This is a genomic window from Streptomyces sp. NPDC058231, assembly GCF_042882275.1.
In the GTDB taxonomy this organism is placed as follows: domain Bacteria; phylum Actinomycetota; class Actinomycetes; order Streptomycetales; family Streptomycetaceae; genus Streptomyces.
Map to the genome: position 1 here is coordinate 81,693 of NZ_JBHVWN010000001.1, position 15,929 is coordinate 97,621.

At 72.9% G+C, this 15,929-nt stretch carries 14 protein-coding genes; 6 read left to right on the forward strand and 8 right to left on the reverse strand.

Going from position 1 to position 15,929, the window contains the following annotated elements; all coding sequences use genetic code 11:
- Window positions 1-79 precede the first annotated feature (79 nt).
- The gene (locus ACFVXE_RS00360) at window positions 80-586 is read right to left on the reverse strand and encodes a MarR family winged helix-turn-helix transcriptional regulator (protein ID WP_389667662.1); all 507 of its coding nucleotides are present in this window, start codon (window positions 584-586) and stop codon (window positions 80-82) included.
- Entirely contained in the window at window positions 583-2,277 is a 1,695-nt protein-coding gene (locus tag ACFVXE_RS00365) for an FUSC family protein (protein WP_389667664.1), read from the reverse strand. The genes ACFVXE_RS00360 and ACFVXE_RS00365 overlap by 4 nt, the downstream gene beginning before the upstream one ends.
- A 182-nt stretch (window positions 2,278-2,459) precedes the next feature.
- On the opposite strand from ACFVXE_RS00365, the gene ACFVXE_RS00370 reads away from it, so the two are divergent.
- Both ACFVXE_RS00370 and pcaB read left to right on the forward strand, forming a co-directional pair.
- Window positions 2,460-3,224 carry a VOC family protein gene (locus ACFVXE_RS00370; protein WP_389667666.1) on the forward strand — a complete coding sequence of 255 codons (765 nt, stop codon included), beginning with the start codon at window positions 2,460-2,462 and terminating at the stop codon, window positions 3,222-3,224.
- A gap of 239 nt (window positions 3,225-3,463) precedes the next feature.
- Complete coding sequence (pcaB, locus tag ACFVXE_RS00375) at window positions 3,464-4,813, forward strand: 3-carboxy-cis,cis-muconate cycloisomerase (protein ID WP_389667667.1); 1,350 nt, start codon at window positions 3,464-3,466, stop codon at window positions 4,811-4,813.
- A 24-nt stretch (window positions 4,814-4,837) separates the two neighbouring features.
- Here pcaB and ACFVXE_RS00380 read toward each other — a convergent pair whose 3' ends face one another.
- From ACFVXE_RS00380 to ACFVXE_RS00390, 3 genes are all read right to left on the reverse strand, one after another.
- The gene (locus ACFVXE_RS00380; RefSeq protein ID WP_389667669.1) at window positions 4,838-6,034 is read right to left on the reverse strand and encodes an amidohydrolase; all 1,197 of its coding nucleotides are present in this window, start codon (window positions 6,032-6,034) and stop codon (window positions 4,838-4,840) included.
- A 36-nt stretch (window positions 6,035-6,070) separates the two neighbouring features.
- Window positions 6,071-6,802 carry a GntR family transcriptional regulator gene (locus tag ACFVXE_RS00385; protein ID WP_389667671.1) on the reverse strand — a complete coding sequence of 244 codons (732 nt, stop codon included), beginning with the start codon at window positions 6,800-6,802 and terminating at the stop codon, window positions 6,071-6,073.
- A 220-nt stretch (window positions 6,803-7,022) separates the two neighbouring features.
- The gene (locus tag ACFVXE_RS00390; protein WP_389667673.1) at window positions 7,023-7,841 is read right to left on the reverse strand and encodes a phospholipid scramblase-related protein; all 819 of its coding nucleotides are present in this window, start codon (window positions 7,839-7,841) and stop codon (window positions 7,023-7,025) included.
- 331 nt (window positions 7,842-8,172) lie between these two features.
- Here ACFVXE_RS00390 and ACFVXE_RS00395 point away from each other — a divergent pair, with 331 nt between their 5' ends.
- Window positions 8,173-9,417 (forward strand): ROK family protein, encoded by a 1,245-nt coding sequence (locus tag ACFVXE_RS00395; RefSeq protein ID WP_389667675.1) that lies wholly within the window; start codon window positions 8,173-8,175, stop codon window positions 9,415-9,417.
- A 153-nt stretch (window positions 9,418-9,570) separates the two neighbouring features.
- On the opposite strand, the gene xylA is transcribed toward ACFVXE_RS00395, so the two are convergent.
- Window positions 9,571-10,740, reverse strand: coding sequence for a xylose isomerase (gene xylA, locus ACFVXE_RS00400; RefSeq protein WP_389667677.1), 1,170 nt, complete (start codon window positions 10,738-10,740; stop codon window positions 9,571-9,573).
- A gap of 245 nt (window positions 10,741-10,985) precedes the next feature.
- Between xylA and xylB the strand changes: the two genes are divergently transcribed.
- The 3 genes from xylB to ACFVXE_RS00415 all read left to right on the forward strand — a co-directional run bounded on the left by xylB (window position 10,986) and on the right by ACFVXE_RS00415 (window position 14,731).
- Window positions 10,986-12,476 (forward strand): xylulokinase, encoded by a 1,491-nt coding sequence (xylB, locus tag ACFVXE_RS00405; RefSeq protein ID WP_389667679.1) that lies wholly within the window; start codon window positions 10,986-10,988, stop codon window positions 12,474-12,476.
- A 132-nt stretch (window positions 12,477-12,608) separates the two neighbouring features.
- The gene (locus ACFVXE_RS00410) at window positions 12,609-13,886 is read left to right on the forward strand and encodes a VWA domain-containing protein (RefSeq protein WP_389667681.1); all 1,278 of its coding nucleotides are present in this window, start codon (window positions 12,609-12,611) and stop codon (window positions 13,884-13,886) included.
- Window positions 13,886-14,731 carry a hypothetical protein gene (locus ACFVXE_RS00415; protein ID WP_389667683.1) on the forward strand — a complete coding sequence of 282 codons (846 nt, stop codon included), beginning with the start codon at window positions 13,886-13,888 and terminating at the stop codon, window positions 14,729-14,731. Before ACFVXE_RS00410 ends, ACFVXE_RS00415 begins: the two co-directional genes overlap by 1 nt.
- Before the next feature lie 143 nt (window positions 14,732-14,874).
- Here the strand turns inward: ACFVXE_RS00415 and ACFVXE_RS00420 are convergent, their stop codons facing one another.
- Together ACFVXE_RS00420 and ACFVXE_RS00425 are read right to left on the reverse strand one after the other, a co-directional pair.
- The gene (locus ACFVXE_RS00420; RefSeq protein WP_389667685.1) at window positions 14,875-15,456 is read right to left on the reverse strand and encodes a hypothetical protein; all 582 of its coding nucleotides are present in this window, start codon (window positions 15,454-15,456) and stop codon (window positions 14,875-14,877) included.
- Window positions 15,453-15,869 carry a hypothetical protein gene (locus tag ACFVXE_RS00425; RefSeq protein WP_389667687.1) on the reverse strand — a complete coding sequence of 139 codons (417 nt, stop codon included), beginning with the start codon at window positions 15,867-15,869 and terminating at the stop codon, window positions 15,453-15,455. Before ACFVXE_RS00425 ends, ACFVXE_RS00420 begins: the two co-directional genes overlap by 4 nt.
- Window positions 15,870-15,929: the final 60 nt, after the last annotated feature.

Here is a 15,929-nt window from a genome sequence, read left to right on the forward strand (position 1 = left end):
TGCGGTCCGGTGCCGGCCGCGCGCCGGCAGGTGGACGCCTGACTGAGGCCCACCGCGTGAGGCGGGTCCGGTGCTCGGCTCAGCGCCGCGCCCCGCCGAGCCGTCCCTCGAGCTGCACCAGCAATTCGCTGAGCTGCGAGCTGAGCCGGCCGCGGGTCCGCTCGTCGAGGCCGGACAGCACGGTGCGTTCGTACGCCAGTTGCCTGGGCAGCAACCGGTCGACCAGCGCGCGCCCCTCCTCGGTGAGCCGGACGTGCGCGACGCGGCGGTCCCGGGCATCGCTGCGGCGGTCGACCAGGCCGCGCTCCTGGAGCACGCGTAGCCGCTTCGTGACGGCGGCACCGGAGGAGAACGTCTCCCTGGCCAGTTCACCGGGGGTCAGTTCGCGGTCGGTGCGGCGCACGGCGCCGAGCAGGTCGAACTCGGCGCGGGTGAGTCCCGCGGAGCGCAACGGGGCGTCCTCCGCCTGCTGGAGCAGGGCGGCACAGCGGTTGATGCGGCCGATGAGTTCCATCGGTCCGGTGTCCAGCTCCGGGTTGACGGCCTGCCACTGCCGTACCACCGAGGCGACGATGTCGTCGGTCACACCGCTCCGTTCTCCAGTACGGGGGCGATCAGCCCCCGCCGTCTTGCTGTCGCCGCGAGCGTACGGTGTCCTGCCTGCTCCGCCGCGAGGACCTGTTCCACCGGCAGCGCGCGTTGCCACCATTCGCCCGCTGCCGTGTCGCCGGCCTCGCGCAGTTCCACGAGCGATCCCGTCAGCCTGCGCCGCGCCGCGTCTAGGGCGGCGGGGGCGGGCACCGGGACGGCGATGGTCTGTACGGCGTGGGCGCGGGCCCGCTCGGTGGCGGCGAGCGCCCGTTCCAGGCGCCCGGCGGCCCGGCGGTTGGTGACGGCCATGGCGGCGAGCAGGCCGACGGCCGCGCCGATGACGGTGTCCAGAGCCCGGTCACCGATGAGTTCGCCGGCCGGATGGGTACCGCCGAACTCGATGACGAGGAGTGCCATCGGGGTCACGGCGACGGAGCCGAGCCAGTAGTTCCGGGTGATCAGGGCCTCGGCGGCGAAGTTGAAGAAGAGGCAGCATCCGATGAGCGCCAGCGGACTCGTCCGGGTGACGGGGAGGACGGCGGCGAAGACGAGCACACCGAGGAGGTTTCCGAGGGTGCGCTGCAGCGCGCGGTTCCAGGACAGCGTGACATTGGCCTGATAGAGCGAGGCGGCGGTGACGATCGCCCAGTAGGGGCGGCCGACGCCGAGCAGCATGGAGACGTATCCGGCCAGGGCGCAGCCGATCAGGGTGCGGACGGCGATGGGCAGCAACGGGGAGCCGGGGGCAAGCGCGCGCAACGGCGCACGCAGGGTGTCGCGACGGCTGCCGGCCCGGTGGGCGGCCCGTTCGGCCTGGATCCCGAAGAGCTCCTCGGTGGTGCCGGGGGCGGCCGGCGGGGCGGGGACGGGCCCGCGGGCCAGGACCTGCCGGGCCCAGTCGCGCAGCCGTGCGGGGTCGGCGGCACGGCCCCCGAGGGCGGCTTCGGCGAGTGCGGCTTCGGCGTGCACGAGGAGCCGCTCCAGCTCCCTGCGTACGGGGGTGGGGCGCCCGGCGGCGAGCAGTGTCTGCCAGCCGGCGTGCACGGCGGCGGCCGCGGCGTGCCGGGTGCGGTGGCCGGGGTGGTCGGCGTACGCGGCGGCGGCCTTCAGCGCGCGGGCGGTGGCTCGGCGCTCCGGGCCCTCCCGGCGGATCAGCGCGGGGCCGACGGTGACCAGCCAGGCCACCGCGCCCGCGGCCACGGTGAGCGCGAGATGCCCGGGCAGCTGACCGAGGTGCTGCGGGGCGAAGAGCGCGGCCGAGGTGACGAACGTGAAGATCACATGCCCGGGCGGCCCGATCCGGGTGGCGTCGCAGAGCGCCTTCTGCGCGGCGGCGAGAACGGCGCCGACCGCGATCAGCACCGCGGTCGAGTCGGTGAGCGAGGCCGTCAGCAGGGAGATCGCGAAGCCGGCGAGCATGCCGAGGACGACCATGGCGACGGTTCGCGCGCGGCGGGCGTACGGGAGGCTGTGGCCGTACAGCGCACAGAGCGACCCGGCCATCGTGTACATGACGAGGTCGAGCCGGCCGAAGGCATGGAGCGCCAGGTCGGGTACGGCGGAGGCGACGACCACGCTCAGTGCCGGCTTGAACCACATGTCCGAGGGACGGGCCAGGCGCAGGACGCCCGCCAGCGGGAGTTTGCGGACCGAGGGCTGCCGGATTCCGATGGTTGTATCACTCACCCCACTACTTTAACAGGTATTACACCCGTAAAACACTTTTCCCGGTCCAGGCCCGGGCGGCTCCTCCGCCCGGCCACGGCGCCGCCCCGCTGCAGCCGCCCCGATGGCTCGGTCTCCCGGCGGGTCGTAGGTTGCGAGAACACCAGGACACGCACGCGTCCACGGAGAAACAGAGGGAACGAATGAAGCTCTCCGCACCGGTGCCCGGCGGTCCCTGCTGGCTCGAGCTGAGCACCCCCGACATCCCAGCGGCCAAGTCGTTCTACGCGGCGCTCTTCGGCTGGCGGTCCGAGACCGATCCGCGCGAGGAGGCCGGCGGCTACACGATGGCGCATCTCGGGGAGGCGCGCGTCGCCGCGCTCAGCCCGGTCCACCAGCCGGGGCAGCTGCCCGCCTGGACCGTCTCGTTCGCCACCGATGACGTGGACGCGACGATCGAGAAGGTCACGTCGGCGGGCGGGGCGCTGCTGGCCGGACCGATGGACGTGTTCGACCAGGGGAGGTTCGCGGTGGTCGCCGACCCGTCCGGCGCGGTGTTCTCGCTCTGGCAGGGCCGGGCCTTCGCCGGCGCCGAGCGCTTCAACGCCCCGGGCGCGCTCGGCTGGGTCGAGCTCGTCACCCACGAGGCCGATCCCGCGCTCGCCTTCTACCCGTCGGTGTTCGGCTGGACGGTCGGCGCGTCCGAGACCTACCCCCAGTGGGGTGTGGACGGCGAGGACTTCGGCGGCATGCTGGTGATGGACGACAGGTTCCCGCCCGAGGCCCCGCCGAACTGGCTGCCGTACTTCGCCGTGCCGGACGTCGACGCGGCCGCCGCCACCGCGCAGGGCGCGGGCGGCGAGCTGATGATGCCGCCGACGAGCGTCCCGGACGGGCCACGGATCGCGGTGGTACGTGATCCCCAGGGCGCGGTCTTCGGCATCCACAGGGCGGGCGAGGAGGGCTGAGGGCCGCCGGGGGCTGCCCGGCGGTGCGGAACACCGCCGGCCGCGCCCGGAACCGGCGCCGGGAAGAGCAGGTGCGGCCCTCCGGCCGGGCGCTCCCCCGGCCGGGCGCCGTCGTCCGCTGGAGTCGCTGGACGCGGAGCGCCGGGCCACACTGATCGCGACGCCCGTGGACCGGCGCACCCTCCGGTCCGCCGTCCCCCGCCGGGCGCCGGCACAACGGTCCTCATGGAGTTCAGCTGATGCACGAGAGCGATGCCGGTCTGCTCGCCCCCGGGTGGGCCGGCTCCCCCGCCGAGACGGCCACCGGCGACAGCGCCTTCCTTCAGGCGATGCTCGACGCCGAGGCGGCCCTGACCCGAGCACAGTCCACGGCCGGGCTCGCCCCGGCCGGGGCCGGACCGGCGGTGACGGAGGCGGCGGACGCCGACCGCTTCGACGTGCGGGACCTGGCGCTGCGGGCGCGCTCCGACGGCAATCCGGTCGTCCCCCTGGTCGCGGACCTCACGTCGGCCGTACCGGAGGAGGCACGGCCGTACGTGCACCGGGGGGCGACCAGCCAGGACATTCTCGACACGGCCACGATGCTCGTCGCCTCACGGACACTGGTGGCGGTGCTTGCCGATCTTGAGCGGGTGGCGGCCGAACTGGCACGGCACGCGGCCATGCACCGCGACACTCCCATGGCGGCCCGCACGCTGTCCCAGCACGCCGTACCGACCACCTTCGGGCTGAAGGCGGCGGGGTGGCGAGCCCTCGCCCTCGACGCACGGGACCGGCTGGCGGTGGTACGGGATTCGCTGCCGGTCCAACTCGGCGGTGTGGCAGGCACCTTGGCGGCATTCTCGGCATTCTCGGCCGCCCCGGACGACGTGGACGGTCCCGCCCTGGTCGCCGTGTACGCCCGTGAACTCGGCCTGATGGAGCCCGCGTTGCCCTGGCACTCGCTGCGTACGCCGATCGCGGATCTGACCGGAGCGCTCGCTTTCACCGCGGGCGCGCTCGGCAAGGCGGCGGCCGACGTGCTCACGATGTCCCGTACCGAGATCGGCGAGGCCGAGGAGGGCCAGGGGGGCGGCTCGTCCGCCAGGCGGCACAAGACCGATCCGGTGCGCGCCACGCTGATTGCCGCCGCCGCCCGCCGGGCGCCCGGCCTGGCAGCCACCCTGTACGGCTCGCTGGCCGCCGAGGACGAGCGTCCGGCCGGGGCATGGCACGCCGAGTGGGAGCCACTGCGCGATCTGCTGAGGCTCGTCGGCGGCGCCGCGCGCGACGCCGCAGAACTCGTGGCGGAACTACGGGTCGCCCCCTACGCCATGCTGGAGAACCTGCACCTCACCGACGGCCTGATCGTCTCGGAGCGGCTGGTCGCGGTGTTCGCCGGACGGATCGGCCGGGTGCGCGCCGAGGAGGTCCTGGCGGGCGCCGCCGCCCGGGCGCGATCCGAGACGGCAGACCTCTCCGACGTCCTCTTCGACGTCCTGAACGAGGAACCGGAACTCGCCGGTCTCGATCTGGCCGAACTGACCGACCCCACCCGGTACACCGGATCGGCGGGCAGGCTCACCGACCGCGCGCTGGACCGCCGGTGATGCCCCGGTCACCCGGCATCCTCCTCAGATCAGCCGGCCGTCGCGGGCGATGACCCGGCCGCCCCGCACCACCGCGGCCGGGACCGGCCGGTCCACGACGGCCTCCGGCAGTGAACCGGCGGCCAGCAGCACGAAGTCGGCCGGGTCGCCGACCTCCAGCCTGGAGGCGGGCAGACCGAGCAGGTCCGCGCCGCCCCGGGCCACGACCTCGTAGCAGGCGGCGAGTTGGGCATCGGTGCGGGCGCCGGTACGGTACGCGAGCAGATGCGCCCGGGTGATCATGGAGCCGTCGCCGAACGGGGTCCACGCGTCGCGCACCCCGTCGGATCCGGCGGCGACGAGCACCCCGCTCGCGGTGAGCCGTGCGGTCGGCATGGCCGGTCCACCACCGCCTGCGCAGGTCACGAGCGAGACGCCCGAATCCGCCAGCAGGGCCGCGGTGCGGGCGAGTTCGTCGCCGGTCAGCTCGGACACGGCGAATGCGTGGCTGAGCGTGACGCGCCCCTGCATGCCGGCCTCGACCGTGCGGCGGGCGACCTCGGTGACCTGCCGTATGCCCGTGACGCCGCGGTCGTGCAGGTGGATGTCGATCGGCGCGCCCGTCCGGCCGGCCAGGCCGAAGAGGAAGTCCAACTGCCCTTCCATGTCGCCGTCGTAGCCGATCGGGTCCAGGCCGCCGATGACGTCGGCGCCCGCGGACATCGCCTCTTCGACGAGTTCGGTGGTGCCGGGCTCGCACACCAGGCCCACCTGCGGGAAAGCGACGATCTGGACGTCCAGGAGGTCCTTGCGCGCGTCCGCCGCCGCCCGTACGCCCTGGACTCCGGCGAGGCCGTGCACGGGTGCGACATCGGCATGCGCCCGCATGGCCCGCGTGCCATGGGCGATCGCCTGGTCCATCAGCGCCCCGGCCCGCTCCTCGACGGAGGCCGTGAACCGGGACCTGGCACGCACGTCCGCTTCGATCAGATCGCGCAGGGAAGCGGTCGGTTCACGGCTCAGCCACTCCTGCCCCCAGGTCGTCTTGTCGACGTGGATGTGCGCGTCCACGGGCGAGGGCAGGGCGAGGACTCCGGCGGCGTCCACGGTCGGGCAGCCGTCGGGGAGTCCCGCCGGGTCGTGGGCGGCGATCAGGCCGTCGGAGACCAGCAGGTCACGGGTGTGTCCGTCGGCGGTGCGGACGGCGGTGAACAGGACGTGGGCACGGGCGGCGGTAGCCATCGGGCGGGATCTCCTTCGGGACGGTGCGGTTCGTACTCAGGTCTTCTGCGCGGTGTCCGGCTGTTCGGCGGCATCGGCGGTGGCGGTGAGGATCCGCATCGTGGTGGCGCGGGTACCGGCCACATGTCGGCGGGCGATGCGCTCAGCCGCGTCCGCGTCGCCGTCGCGGATCGCCGCGTACAACTGCTCGTGCTCACCGCACATCACCGGGCCGTCGGCGGGCACGGAGGTGAGACCGAACAACCGCCGCAGACGCCCGTCGAGGGGCGCCATCAGGTCCTGGAGCAGCGGGTTGCCGGACATGACGACGATCTGGCGGTGGAAGTCGGCGTGGACGGTGCTGAGTTCCCTGGCCCTGCGGGGTGAACCGGCGGCCCGCCGGGCCCGCTCCAGGAGCTTCTCCAGGGTGCGCAGCCCGTCGCGGTCGGCGCGGCGGGCCGCCAGGGAAGCGGCGAGCGCCTCCAGGTGTTCACGGATGTCGAAGAAGTCCGCGGCCTCCGCGGGTCCGAGCGGCGCGACGAACGCGCCCCTGCGGGCCTGCACGGCGATGAAACCCTCGGTCTCCAGCCGCTGGAGCGCCTCGCGCACCGGGATGCGGGAGACGCCCAGCTCGACCGCGAGCTCCCGCTCCACGACCCGCTGCCCCGAGGGGTACCGGCCGTCGATGATCCGCTCGCGTACCTCCAGATACACCTGGTCGCGCAGCGACTTGTGCGCACCACCGATCGTGTCACCGGCCGGCGCCCCGGCGGTTCGGCTGCTGCTCATCGACGTACTCCCTGCGCGTCTCCGGAAGTCCCGGGATCTTCATATCGGTATTCGGTATACCAGATGAATGGATCATCGCGCACGGCCGGGAGCGGGGAAACCGGATCGGCCCCGCCCGGGCGAACACACAGAAAACCCGCTCGGTCCGCATATCTCGTGCGGGCCGAGCGGGTCTCATCTCCGCCGGTGGGACAGGGCCGCCGTGTGCGGCGGGGGCTCGTCAGCCGAGACCGCGGGCGTCCTGCTTGAGGGCCGTGTCCACAGTCAGTGCCGTCGCCACGACAAGGCTCAGCAGCGGCTCGGGCAGCTGGTAGTGGATCTGCAGCACGTAGTTGTCCGCCGTGGTGAACAGCGTCTTCGCAAGACCTTCCCAGGTCTTGGTGATCCGGGCGATCTCGGCGTCGTTGTGGTCGACGATCGCGAAGTTCCAGGCGCGCCAGTTCTCCGCCTTGATGGCGCCGACCCGCTGGCCATCGACCATGATGGCGAAGTTGATCTTGCCAATGGCGTTCTGCTGCACGATCTCGCCGACCGGCTGTCCGTCCGGACGCTGCACGATGACGCGGGACTTGATGAACTTCGCCGGGCGGGTCAGCAGAAGCTGCGGCTGCCCGTACGCGTCACGGATCTCGAGCTTGTGGGTCAGGTACTGGTCGATGCTGGAGACGAACCGCAGCACCTTGCGCAGTGCACTCTGGCCGACCTGGATGACCGAGCCGATCGTGTTTCCCTGCTGATCGAAGACGCGGTACTCGTTCGTCACCTCGATCAGCTTGGCCTTCTGGTTCACGACCAGGACCTGCTGGTTGAAGAGCGTGGCGCCACTCGGGGCCGCGCCCTGCTGGTGCTGAGGGGCGGTCTGCTGCTGAGGCACCTGCGCCTGGGCATGGGCCTGCGCCTGGACCGGCGCCTGGGGCTGCGGGCCGCCGGCCGGGTTCGTGTGCTCGGTCCACCGGGCACCGTCCCAGTAGCGCAGCAGCTGAGGTGCGCCGTGCGGATCCGGATACCAACCAGCAGATACGTTCGATTGCGTTGTCACCGGGGCACACTATCCCGCCGACCCGGTGGGGCAACCCCCGGTTCTTCACATTCACAGCGATCCCGGAGCCGTCGGAGCCCGCGCGCCGCCGGGAGCCGCGGATACGGCGTGCAGTCCGACGACGCGACGGCGCCCGCGCAGCAGCCGTTCCCGGCCCCGGTCGCCGCACCTGGGCCCGGACTCGGCGGCCGGCCCCACGAGTTCGGCGGGCCGCTGCCACGGTGCCCGCCGCCCGGGCCGCCGGGCGACTCCCGGCCGAGCGGGACGACGAGAAACCGATGCGGCCTCAAGACCGTACTGACGTGCGGTATCGCATAGGCTCAGCAGTGATATGAAGAGCAACCTCACGACGCTGGGGCCCAAGGCCGACAAGGACACCGTCCGACGGAGCAACCTCAGTCTGGTACTGCGGGCCGTCCGTGACGAGGGTGAGCGCGAGGCGACGAGGGCCGGGGTGGCCGCACGCGTGGGACTGACCCGTGCCGCCGTCTCCTCGCTGGTCGAGCAGCTGATCGACGGCGGGTTCCTCACCGAGTCCGGCAAGACGTTCAGCGGGCAGGCCGGACGCCCCGGCACGGCACTCAAGGTGGCGCGGACCGGGCCCGCAGGGCTCGGCGTCGAGGTCAACATCGACTATGTGTCGGTGTGTGTCGTCGACCTGGCCGGCACCGGCCGGGTCCGGCTGACCGAGCATCTCGACAACCGGGGGGCGCCGCCCGAGGAGGTGCTCGCGCGGGCGGCCGGCATCGCGGCACGCACCCTGGACTCGGCGGCCGAGCAGGAGCTGTTCCCGGTCGGGGTGGCGCTGGCGCTGCCCGGTCTGGTGTCCGGCGGTGCGGTGCGCCAGGCACCCAACCTGGGCTGGAACCAGGTACCGGCGGAGGAGCTCTTCGCCGCTTCGCTCGCCGCGCGGCGCCCCGGCCGCACCCGACTTCCGGTGAGTTCGGAGAACGAGGCCAATCTGGCGGCACTGGCCGAGCTCTGGTTCGGCGGGCTCGACGAGATCCGCAGCTTCCTGTACCTGACGGGTGAGATCGGTGTCGGCGGCGCCCTGGTCATCGACGGCGAACTGCTGCGCGGTGCGCACGGGTTCGCCGGGGAGATCGGGCATGTGGTGGTGGACGCCGAGGGGCCGGAGTGCCGTTGCGGTTCACGCGGCTGTCTGGAGCAGTACGCGGGACAGGCGGCGCTCCTGCGGGCGGCCGGCATCGAGGAGACCGGCAGCGGCGTCGGGGTTGCCGAGCTGGCGCGGCGCACTCGCGCGGGCGACGAGCGGGCGGTGGCCGCGGTCGCCGCGGCCGGCCGGATGCTCGGACGGGTGCTGTCCGGGGCGGTGAATCTGCTCGACCCCGATGCGGTGGTGCTCGGCGGGATATACCGGGGCCTGATGCCGTGGCTGTCGCCGCCCGTCGACGAGGAGCTGACGGGCCGGGTCGTCTCGGGGCTGTGGTCCCGGGGCGGCGGCCGGCTGCGGGCCTCGTCGGTCGCGGGCGACGCGGCGCGGGGCGCGGCGGCGCTGGTGATGCAGGACGTGCTGGTCGACCCGGTGGCGTACACGACGCGGGTCGCCGGCTGAGAAGGAGCCGGCTCGTACCCGGGTGCCCGGGTACGAGCCGGCTGCACCGGGGGCTGGGTCCGTACCCGCCCCCGCCGGCCCGTACCGGCCGCAACGGAAGCGGGGCCGTACCCGCGCTCGCGCAGGTACGGCCCCACCTTGTACGGGCAGACGTCAGCGGACGCCGAGCAGGTGGTCCATCGCCAGCTGGTCCAGCACCTCGAACGCCATGCCGCGCTCGGCCGCGGCGTCGACGTCGAAGTCCTCGAACGCCGAGCGGTCGGCCAGCAGTCCGGCCACGCCGTCCTCGGCGGTGGGCCGGGCCAGCTCGTCGAGCCGGGAAGCGCGCAGCGCGTCCTGGACCGCCGGGTCCGCGCGGAAGGCGGCAGCGCGCTCCTTGAGGATCAGGTAGTTGCGCATGCAGCCCGCGGCCGACGCCCAGACGCCGTCGAAGTCCTCGGTGCGCGGCGGCTTGAAGTCGAAGTGGCGCGGGCCCGCGTAACCGGAGGTCTCCAGCAGGTCGACGAGCCAGAACGCCTGACGCAGGTCACCGGCGCCGAAGCGCAGGTCCTGGTCGTACTTGATGCCGGACTGACCGTTGAGGTCGATGTGGAAGAGCTTGCCCGCCCAGAGGGCCTGCGCGATGCCGTGCGGGAAGTTCAGCCCGGCCATCTGCTCGTGACCGGTCTCCGGGTTGACGCCCACGAGCTCCGGGCGCTCCAGGCGCTCGATGAACGCGAGGGCGTGGCCGATGGTCGGCAGCAGGATGTCGCCGCGCGGCTCGTTCGGCTTGGGCTCGATGGCGAACTTGAGGTCGTAGCCCTGCTCGGTGACGTAGTCGCCGAGCAGGTCGAAGGCTTCCTTCATCCGGTCCAGCGCGACCTGTACGTCCTTCGCGCCGCCCGACTCGGCTCCTTCACGGCCGCCCCACGCCACGTAGGTGGTGGCGCCGAGCTCGACGGCGAGGTCGATGTTGCGGATGGTCTTGCGCAGGGCGTACCGACGGACGTCCCGGTCGTTGGCGGTGAAGCCACCGTCCTTGAAGACGGGGTGGGTGAAGAGGTTCGTCGTCGCCATGGGCACGACGAGGCCGGCCGCGTCCAGCGTCTGCCGGAACCGCTTCACGATGCTCTCGCGCTCGGTGTCCGACGAGCCGAACGGGATCAGGTCGTCGTCGTGGAAGGTCACGCCGTAGGCACCCAGCTCGGCCAGGCGCTGCACGGTCTCGACGGGGTCGATCGCGGCGCGGGTCGCGTCGCCGAACGGGTCGCGACCCTGCCAGCCCACGGTCCACAGGCCGAAGGTGAACTTGTCCCCCGGGGTGGGCTTGAAGCGTTCCGTCATTGTCTGACCACCTTCGGTGCAGTCGGGCCCGCGGCCGGTGGCGGCCTCGAACTCCTATTTGTTCAGTGTCATGACTAATCATGCACGCACTCCCCCGGGGACGTAAACCCCCCATCACGGAAAATCCGAAGCGCCCCCTGTTCCGCACGGGCTCCATCACGTAATTTGTTTTCTGCACGACCAAATAGATCGCCGCCGGGCCCACCGGCCCCTGCGGCCCCTGCACCGTGAGAATGAGGTAACCCATGCCGCCGCGTAACGTCGTCATCGGCGTGGACAGCTCCACCCAGTCCACCAAGGCGGCCTTCGTCGACGCCGGTACCGGGCGGCTGCTCGCCGTCGGGCGCGCCCCGCACGTCGTCACCGGCGAGGCGGGAGCCCGCGAGACCGACCCCGAGGTGTGGTGGCAGGCGCTCCGTGACGCCGTCGCCGCAGGACTCAAGGAAGCGGGCGTCCCGGCCGAATCCGTCACCGGCATCGCGGTGGCCGGCCAGCAGCACGGTCTGGTCGTCCTCGACCGGACCGGCCGCCCGCTCCGCCCCGCCCTGCTGTGGAACGACACCCGGTCCGCCCCGCAGGCCGCCGCCCTCACGGCCGCGCTGGGCGGTCCGGACGCCTGGACCGCCCGCACCGGATCGGTCCCGGTGGCCGCGATGACCGCGTCGAAGTGGCAGTGGCTGCGCGAGAACGAGCCGGAGACCGCCGCCGCGACCGCCGCCGTCCGACTGCCCCACGACTTCCTCACCGAACGGCTCGCGGGCACCGCCGTCACCGACCCCGGCGACGCGTCGGGCACCTGCTGGTACTCCACCGCGACCGGTGCCTACGACCCCGAGCTGCTCGAACTGCTCGGCCTGGACGCCGCGTTGCTGCCCGAGGTGGCGCAGAGCGGAGCGGCACGCGCCGGTTCGCTCACCGACGAGGCCGCCGCGGCGCTCGGCCTGCCTGCCGGAATCGCCGTCGCGGCGGGCACCGGCGACAACATGAGTGCCGCCGTCGGCCTCGGACTCGGCGGCGCCGGGCTCCTCGACCACCCCGTCCTCAGCCTCGGCACGTCGGGCACGGTCTTCGCCGCGTCCCGCACCCGGCCCGCGTCACCGGCGCTCTCCGGATTCGCCGCGGCGGACGGCACGTACCTCCCGCTGGCCTGCACGCTCAACTGCACGCTCGCCGTGGACAAGGTCGCCGCCCTGCTCGGCCTGGACCGCAACGACGCGGCGCCCGGCGGCGAGGCGGTGATCCTCCCCTACCTCGACGGCGAGCGCACCCCCGACCTGCCGACCGCCTCCGGTCTGCTCACCGGGCTCCGGCACGACACGACCGCGCAGCAACTCCTCGGCGCCGCCTACGAGGGCGCGGTCGTCACGGTGCTGCGCGCCCTCGACGAACTGCTGCGGGCCTGCGGTCTCGACCCCGCCGACCCCGAGGTCGCCGCCCGCCCGCTGCGCCTGATCGGCGGCGGCGCGCAGGGCCACACCTGGGTGGAGACGGTGCGACGACTGTCGGGGCGGCCCGTGATCGTGCCCGGCAGCGGCGAACTGGTGGCGCTGGGCGCCGCCGCGCTCGCCGCCGCGGCGGCCACCGGAGAGGACCCGGTCGCGACCGTCACCGGGTGGAACGCCGGCGGCGAAGCCGACACCGAACTGCCGCCCGTCACGCGGGACATGGACACCTGGGACCGGGTCAACTCGGTGCTGGAGCGGGCCGCGGCACCGCTGCTCGGCGGGGAGCGGTAGCCGCCGCACCCACCACGTCCTGCAACAGTCACTGACTGGCTGTCACGCGCTCCGCACTGCCCGGGACATCGGTGTCCCGGGCAGCTCCGGACCGGTTTGGGAATGGCATGTGATCTTCACTAGTATCCGGCGATGATCATAAGAAGAAGGCTGACGGTCGGGGTGGGCATTCTGCTCGCCACCCTGACCGCCGGGCTCGGCACGGCGCTCCCGGCCGCCGCCGACGAAGCCCCCACCAAAGCCTCCCCCAAGGTCGAGCTGGTGCTTGACGTCAGCGGTTCCATGCGGACCCGCGACATCGACGGCCAGTCCCGGATGTCCGCGGCCAAGCAAGCGTTCAACGAGGTCCTGGACGCGGTGCCGGAAGAGGTGCAGCTCGGCATCCGCACCCTCGGGGCCGACTACCCGGGCAACGACCGGAAGGTCGGCTGCAAGGACACCAAGCAGCTGTACCCGGTCGGGCCGCTCGACCGCACCGAGGCGAAGACCGCCGTCGCCACGCTGGCCCCCACCGGCTGGACCCCGATCGGACCGGCCCTGCTGGGCGCCGCCGACGATCTCGAAGGCGGCGACGCCACCCGCCGGATCGTGCTGATCAGCGACGGCGAGGACACCTGCGGTCCGCTCGACCCGTGCGAGGTCGCGCGCGACATCGCGGCCCGCGGCATCCACCTCGTCATCGACACGCTCGGCCTGGTCCCGAACGCCAAGATCCGCGAGCAGCTGACCTGCATCGCCGAGGCGACCGGCGGCACCTACACCGCAGTCCAGCACACCGATGAACTCTCCGGGCGAGTCACGCAGTTGGTGGACCGGGCGGCCGAACCTGTCGTCACCCCGGTGGCGACCGAGGGCGCGGACAGCTGCTCCGCCGCCCCGCAGCTCAAGGCGGGCCTCTACACCGACCGGGAGAAGATCGGCGAGCACCGCTGGTACCGGGTGGACGTGAAGCCGGGCCAGGAGCTGCGCGCCTCGGCGAGCGTGTCGGCCGACCGCGCCGTCGACAACGACTACGGGGTGCTGCTGCGCGCGGTGACCGTGCACGGCCGCGAAATCGTCAGAGGATCCGAGTCCGGCACCGGCCGTACCGACGCGATCTCGTCCGGACTGCGCTACCCCAAGCCCGAACAGGACGCGCGGGACGGCGAGGAGACGCCGCCCGCCGAGACCGTCTGCCTCCAGCTCAGCAACTCCTTCTCCGCTCCCGCCTCGGTGAAGACCTCGCCGGGCATGCCGGTCGAGCTGACCGTCGACGTGGTGGACGCGCCGGACGACGCCGCGGACGCAGCCGCCTTCGGTCTCGGCCGCGGCTGGTGGCTGCTGGGCGTGCTCGTCCTGACCGGTCTGGTCGCGGGTCTGGTCTTCGGCTGGATCTCGCGCTGGCGCATCGCCGTATGGAGGACCAACTGATGGTGCGTACACGACGGATATTCGCGGGAGCGTTGCTGACCGGGATCGCCCTGCTGACCCCGACGGGGGCAGCCGCGGCCGACGATCCGTCGGCGAGCCCGAGCCCGAGTGCCTCGGACGGCGCCGCGGGCCCCACCGAGGCGGGCACCACCTTCCGTACCGCGACGGCGGTCCAGCAGGACCAGCGCGCCACCGCCGGGGCGTCCACGGGTGACTACCTGTACTGGGTGTTCCCCGCCGACGCCGGCCAGCGGGCCACGGTGAAGGCGACGGTCACGCTGCCCGAGAGCGCCACCCGACACGGTGCGTCGACCTGGCAGGTCGACGTGTACGACGGGCTGCGGCGCCGGCAGGCCTGCATGTACGGCCACCAGACCGTGACGGCGGCCGCCGACGCGTCGAAGGCCGAACTCTCCTGCGTCCTGCGGACCGTCCGGGCCTGGTCCGAGCCGTGGGCGAACGATCCGCTGCCGGGCAGCTACTACGTACGTCTGACGGTCGTCGATCTGCCGTCGGCCGACCTCGGACAGCCGGTGCGGACCGAGGTCGAGGTGACGTCGTCGGACGAGGGCGGCGCGCACGACGTCGACGGGACGCTGGGCGAGCCGCTGGTGCCGGGAGTGTCATCGGTTCAGCAGACGGCGGACGGCACCTCGTCGGAAGACGGGTCCACGGCCCGGGTCCCGCTCGGCAGCGAGCCCGACGACGGCTGGGCTTCCGGCTGGTGGACGGATCGCTGGATCTGGACCGTGGGCGGTGGCGTACTCGGTGCGCTCGCCGCCGTGTTCGGCTACTCCCTGACCCGGGGCAACGGCCGACCGTCCAGGGTCCCGCCGGGCGTCTGACCCGCGCCGGTCCGCCGACCGGCCCCGCACGCGGCGCCTTCGCCCCACACCGGTGGGGCGGGGGCGCCGCGCCGCATCCCGCGGCGAGGCCGTGGCCCGCGTGGTGAGCGGGGGAACGGCGGCGGCGGTCGGCCTTCCGTCGGTCAGCGGCCCTTGCGGAAGTAGGTGACCGGGTGGAGCGTGAGCCGCAGGACGGGGCCGTACGTGCTGCGGAGCTCGTTCACGGTCAGGAGTTCGCCCTCACGCAGGCACCGGTGGACCGGCGGATCGTTCTTCCTTGTGCACGTGCGCACTTCGTCCACCGCGGTCCCGTCCGGGGTGTCCCAGGTCAGGGTCCGCCCGATGACGAACGGAAGGTCTTCGAGAGCCGTGCCGACGTCCGGGGAGACGGTGTAATAGGCGGCGGCACGCAGGGTGCAGGAGATTCTGTGCTGCTCGCCGGTGTCGAAGCCCCAGCCGCCGCCGCCCGAACAGGTGTCCTCCAGCGCCAGCAGGCGCAGTTCGAGGAAGGGGAGCGCGGCGTAGGTCCGGACGACGTCCCGTACCTGTCGTTCGGCCGCCTCACGCGCCGTCCGCGCCGCGCGGCTCCCCGCCAGTCTGCGTACCGTCCTCGGACTCGGTTTCATCACGAGGTCGTAGCCGTGCGCGAGGAGGACGATGCCGGTGGTGGCCAGCGCCCTCCCCACGCGCAGCGCGGCCTGCCGTGCCCACCGACGCGGACTCACGCATGCTCCGACGTACGGAGTGCGCCCTGCAGGGTCGCGGCCGCCGCGGCAACCGCGGCTTCAGCCGTCACGGACCAGAGGACCGTGCCCCAACCGGGGCGGGCGTCGACGAGGTGGGCGCCGACGACGGCGAACCAGGTGAAGCCCGGGACGACCACAGCCAGATGGTTGCCCTTGACCCCGGTCAGGCGCAACCCCAGCCAGACGGCGAGCGGCAGGACCAGGACGCCCGCGGCGCCGGCGACGACATACTGGATGAAGCCTGCCGTCCACTCCGATTCTCCGGAGGCGACCTGGGCGCCGGCGGAGTGATCGGCCCAGGCGTTCAGCCACTCGGACGACTTCCACGCGACCACGGTGGCGAGGGCTGCCACGACTGCCGTTTTCGTACCGCGCATGAGGTAGGGGCGCATGACCACGGTGTTCCTCCCCGAGACGTGGGCGGGCCGTCCGTACAGGTACTCGAAGAACCG

Coding starts and splice junctions, on each gene's coding strand:
- ACFVXE_RS00370 (WP_389667666.1), top strand. CDS start 2,460: ATGAAGCTCTCCGCACCGGTGCCCGGCGGTCCCTGCTGGCTCGAGCTG.
- pcaB (WP_389667667.1), top strand. CDS start 3,464: ATGCACGAGAGCGATGCCGGTCTGCTCGCCCCCGGGTGGGCCGGCTCC.
- ACFVXE_RS00380 (WP_389667669.1), bottom strand. CDS start 6,034: ATGGCTACCGCCGCCCGTGCCCACGTCCTGTTCACCGCCGTCCGCACC.
- ACFVXE_RS00385 (WP_389667671.1), bottom strand. CDS start 6,802: ATGAGCAGCAGCCGAACCGCCGGGGCGCCGGCCGGTGACACGATCGGT.
- ACFVXE_RS00395 (WP_389667675.1), top strand. CDS start 8,173: ATGAAGAGCAACCTCACGACGCTGGGGCCCAAGGCCGACAAGGACACC.
- xylA (WP_389667677.1), bottom strand. CDS start 10,740: ATGACGGAACGCTTCAAGCCCACCCCGGGGGACAAGTTCACCTTCGGC.
- xylB (WP_389667679.1), top strand. CDS start 10,986: ATGCCGCCGCGTAACGTCGTCATCGGCGTGGACAGCTCCACCCAGTCC.
- ACFVXE_RS00410 (WP_389667681.1), top strand. CDS start 12,609: ATGATCATAAGAAGAAGGCTGACGGTCGGGGTGGGCATTCTGCTCGCC.
- ACFVXE_RS00415 (WP_389667683.1), top strand. CDS start 13,886: ATGGTGCGTACACGACGGATATTCGCGGGAGCGTTGCTGACCGGGATC.
- ACFVXE_RS00425 (WP_389667687.1), bottom strand. CDS start 15,869: ATGCGCCCCTACCTCATGCGCGGTACGAAAACGGCAGTCGTGGCAGCC.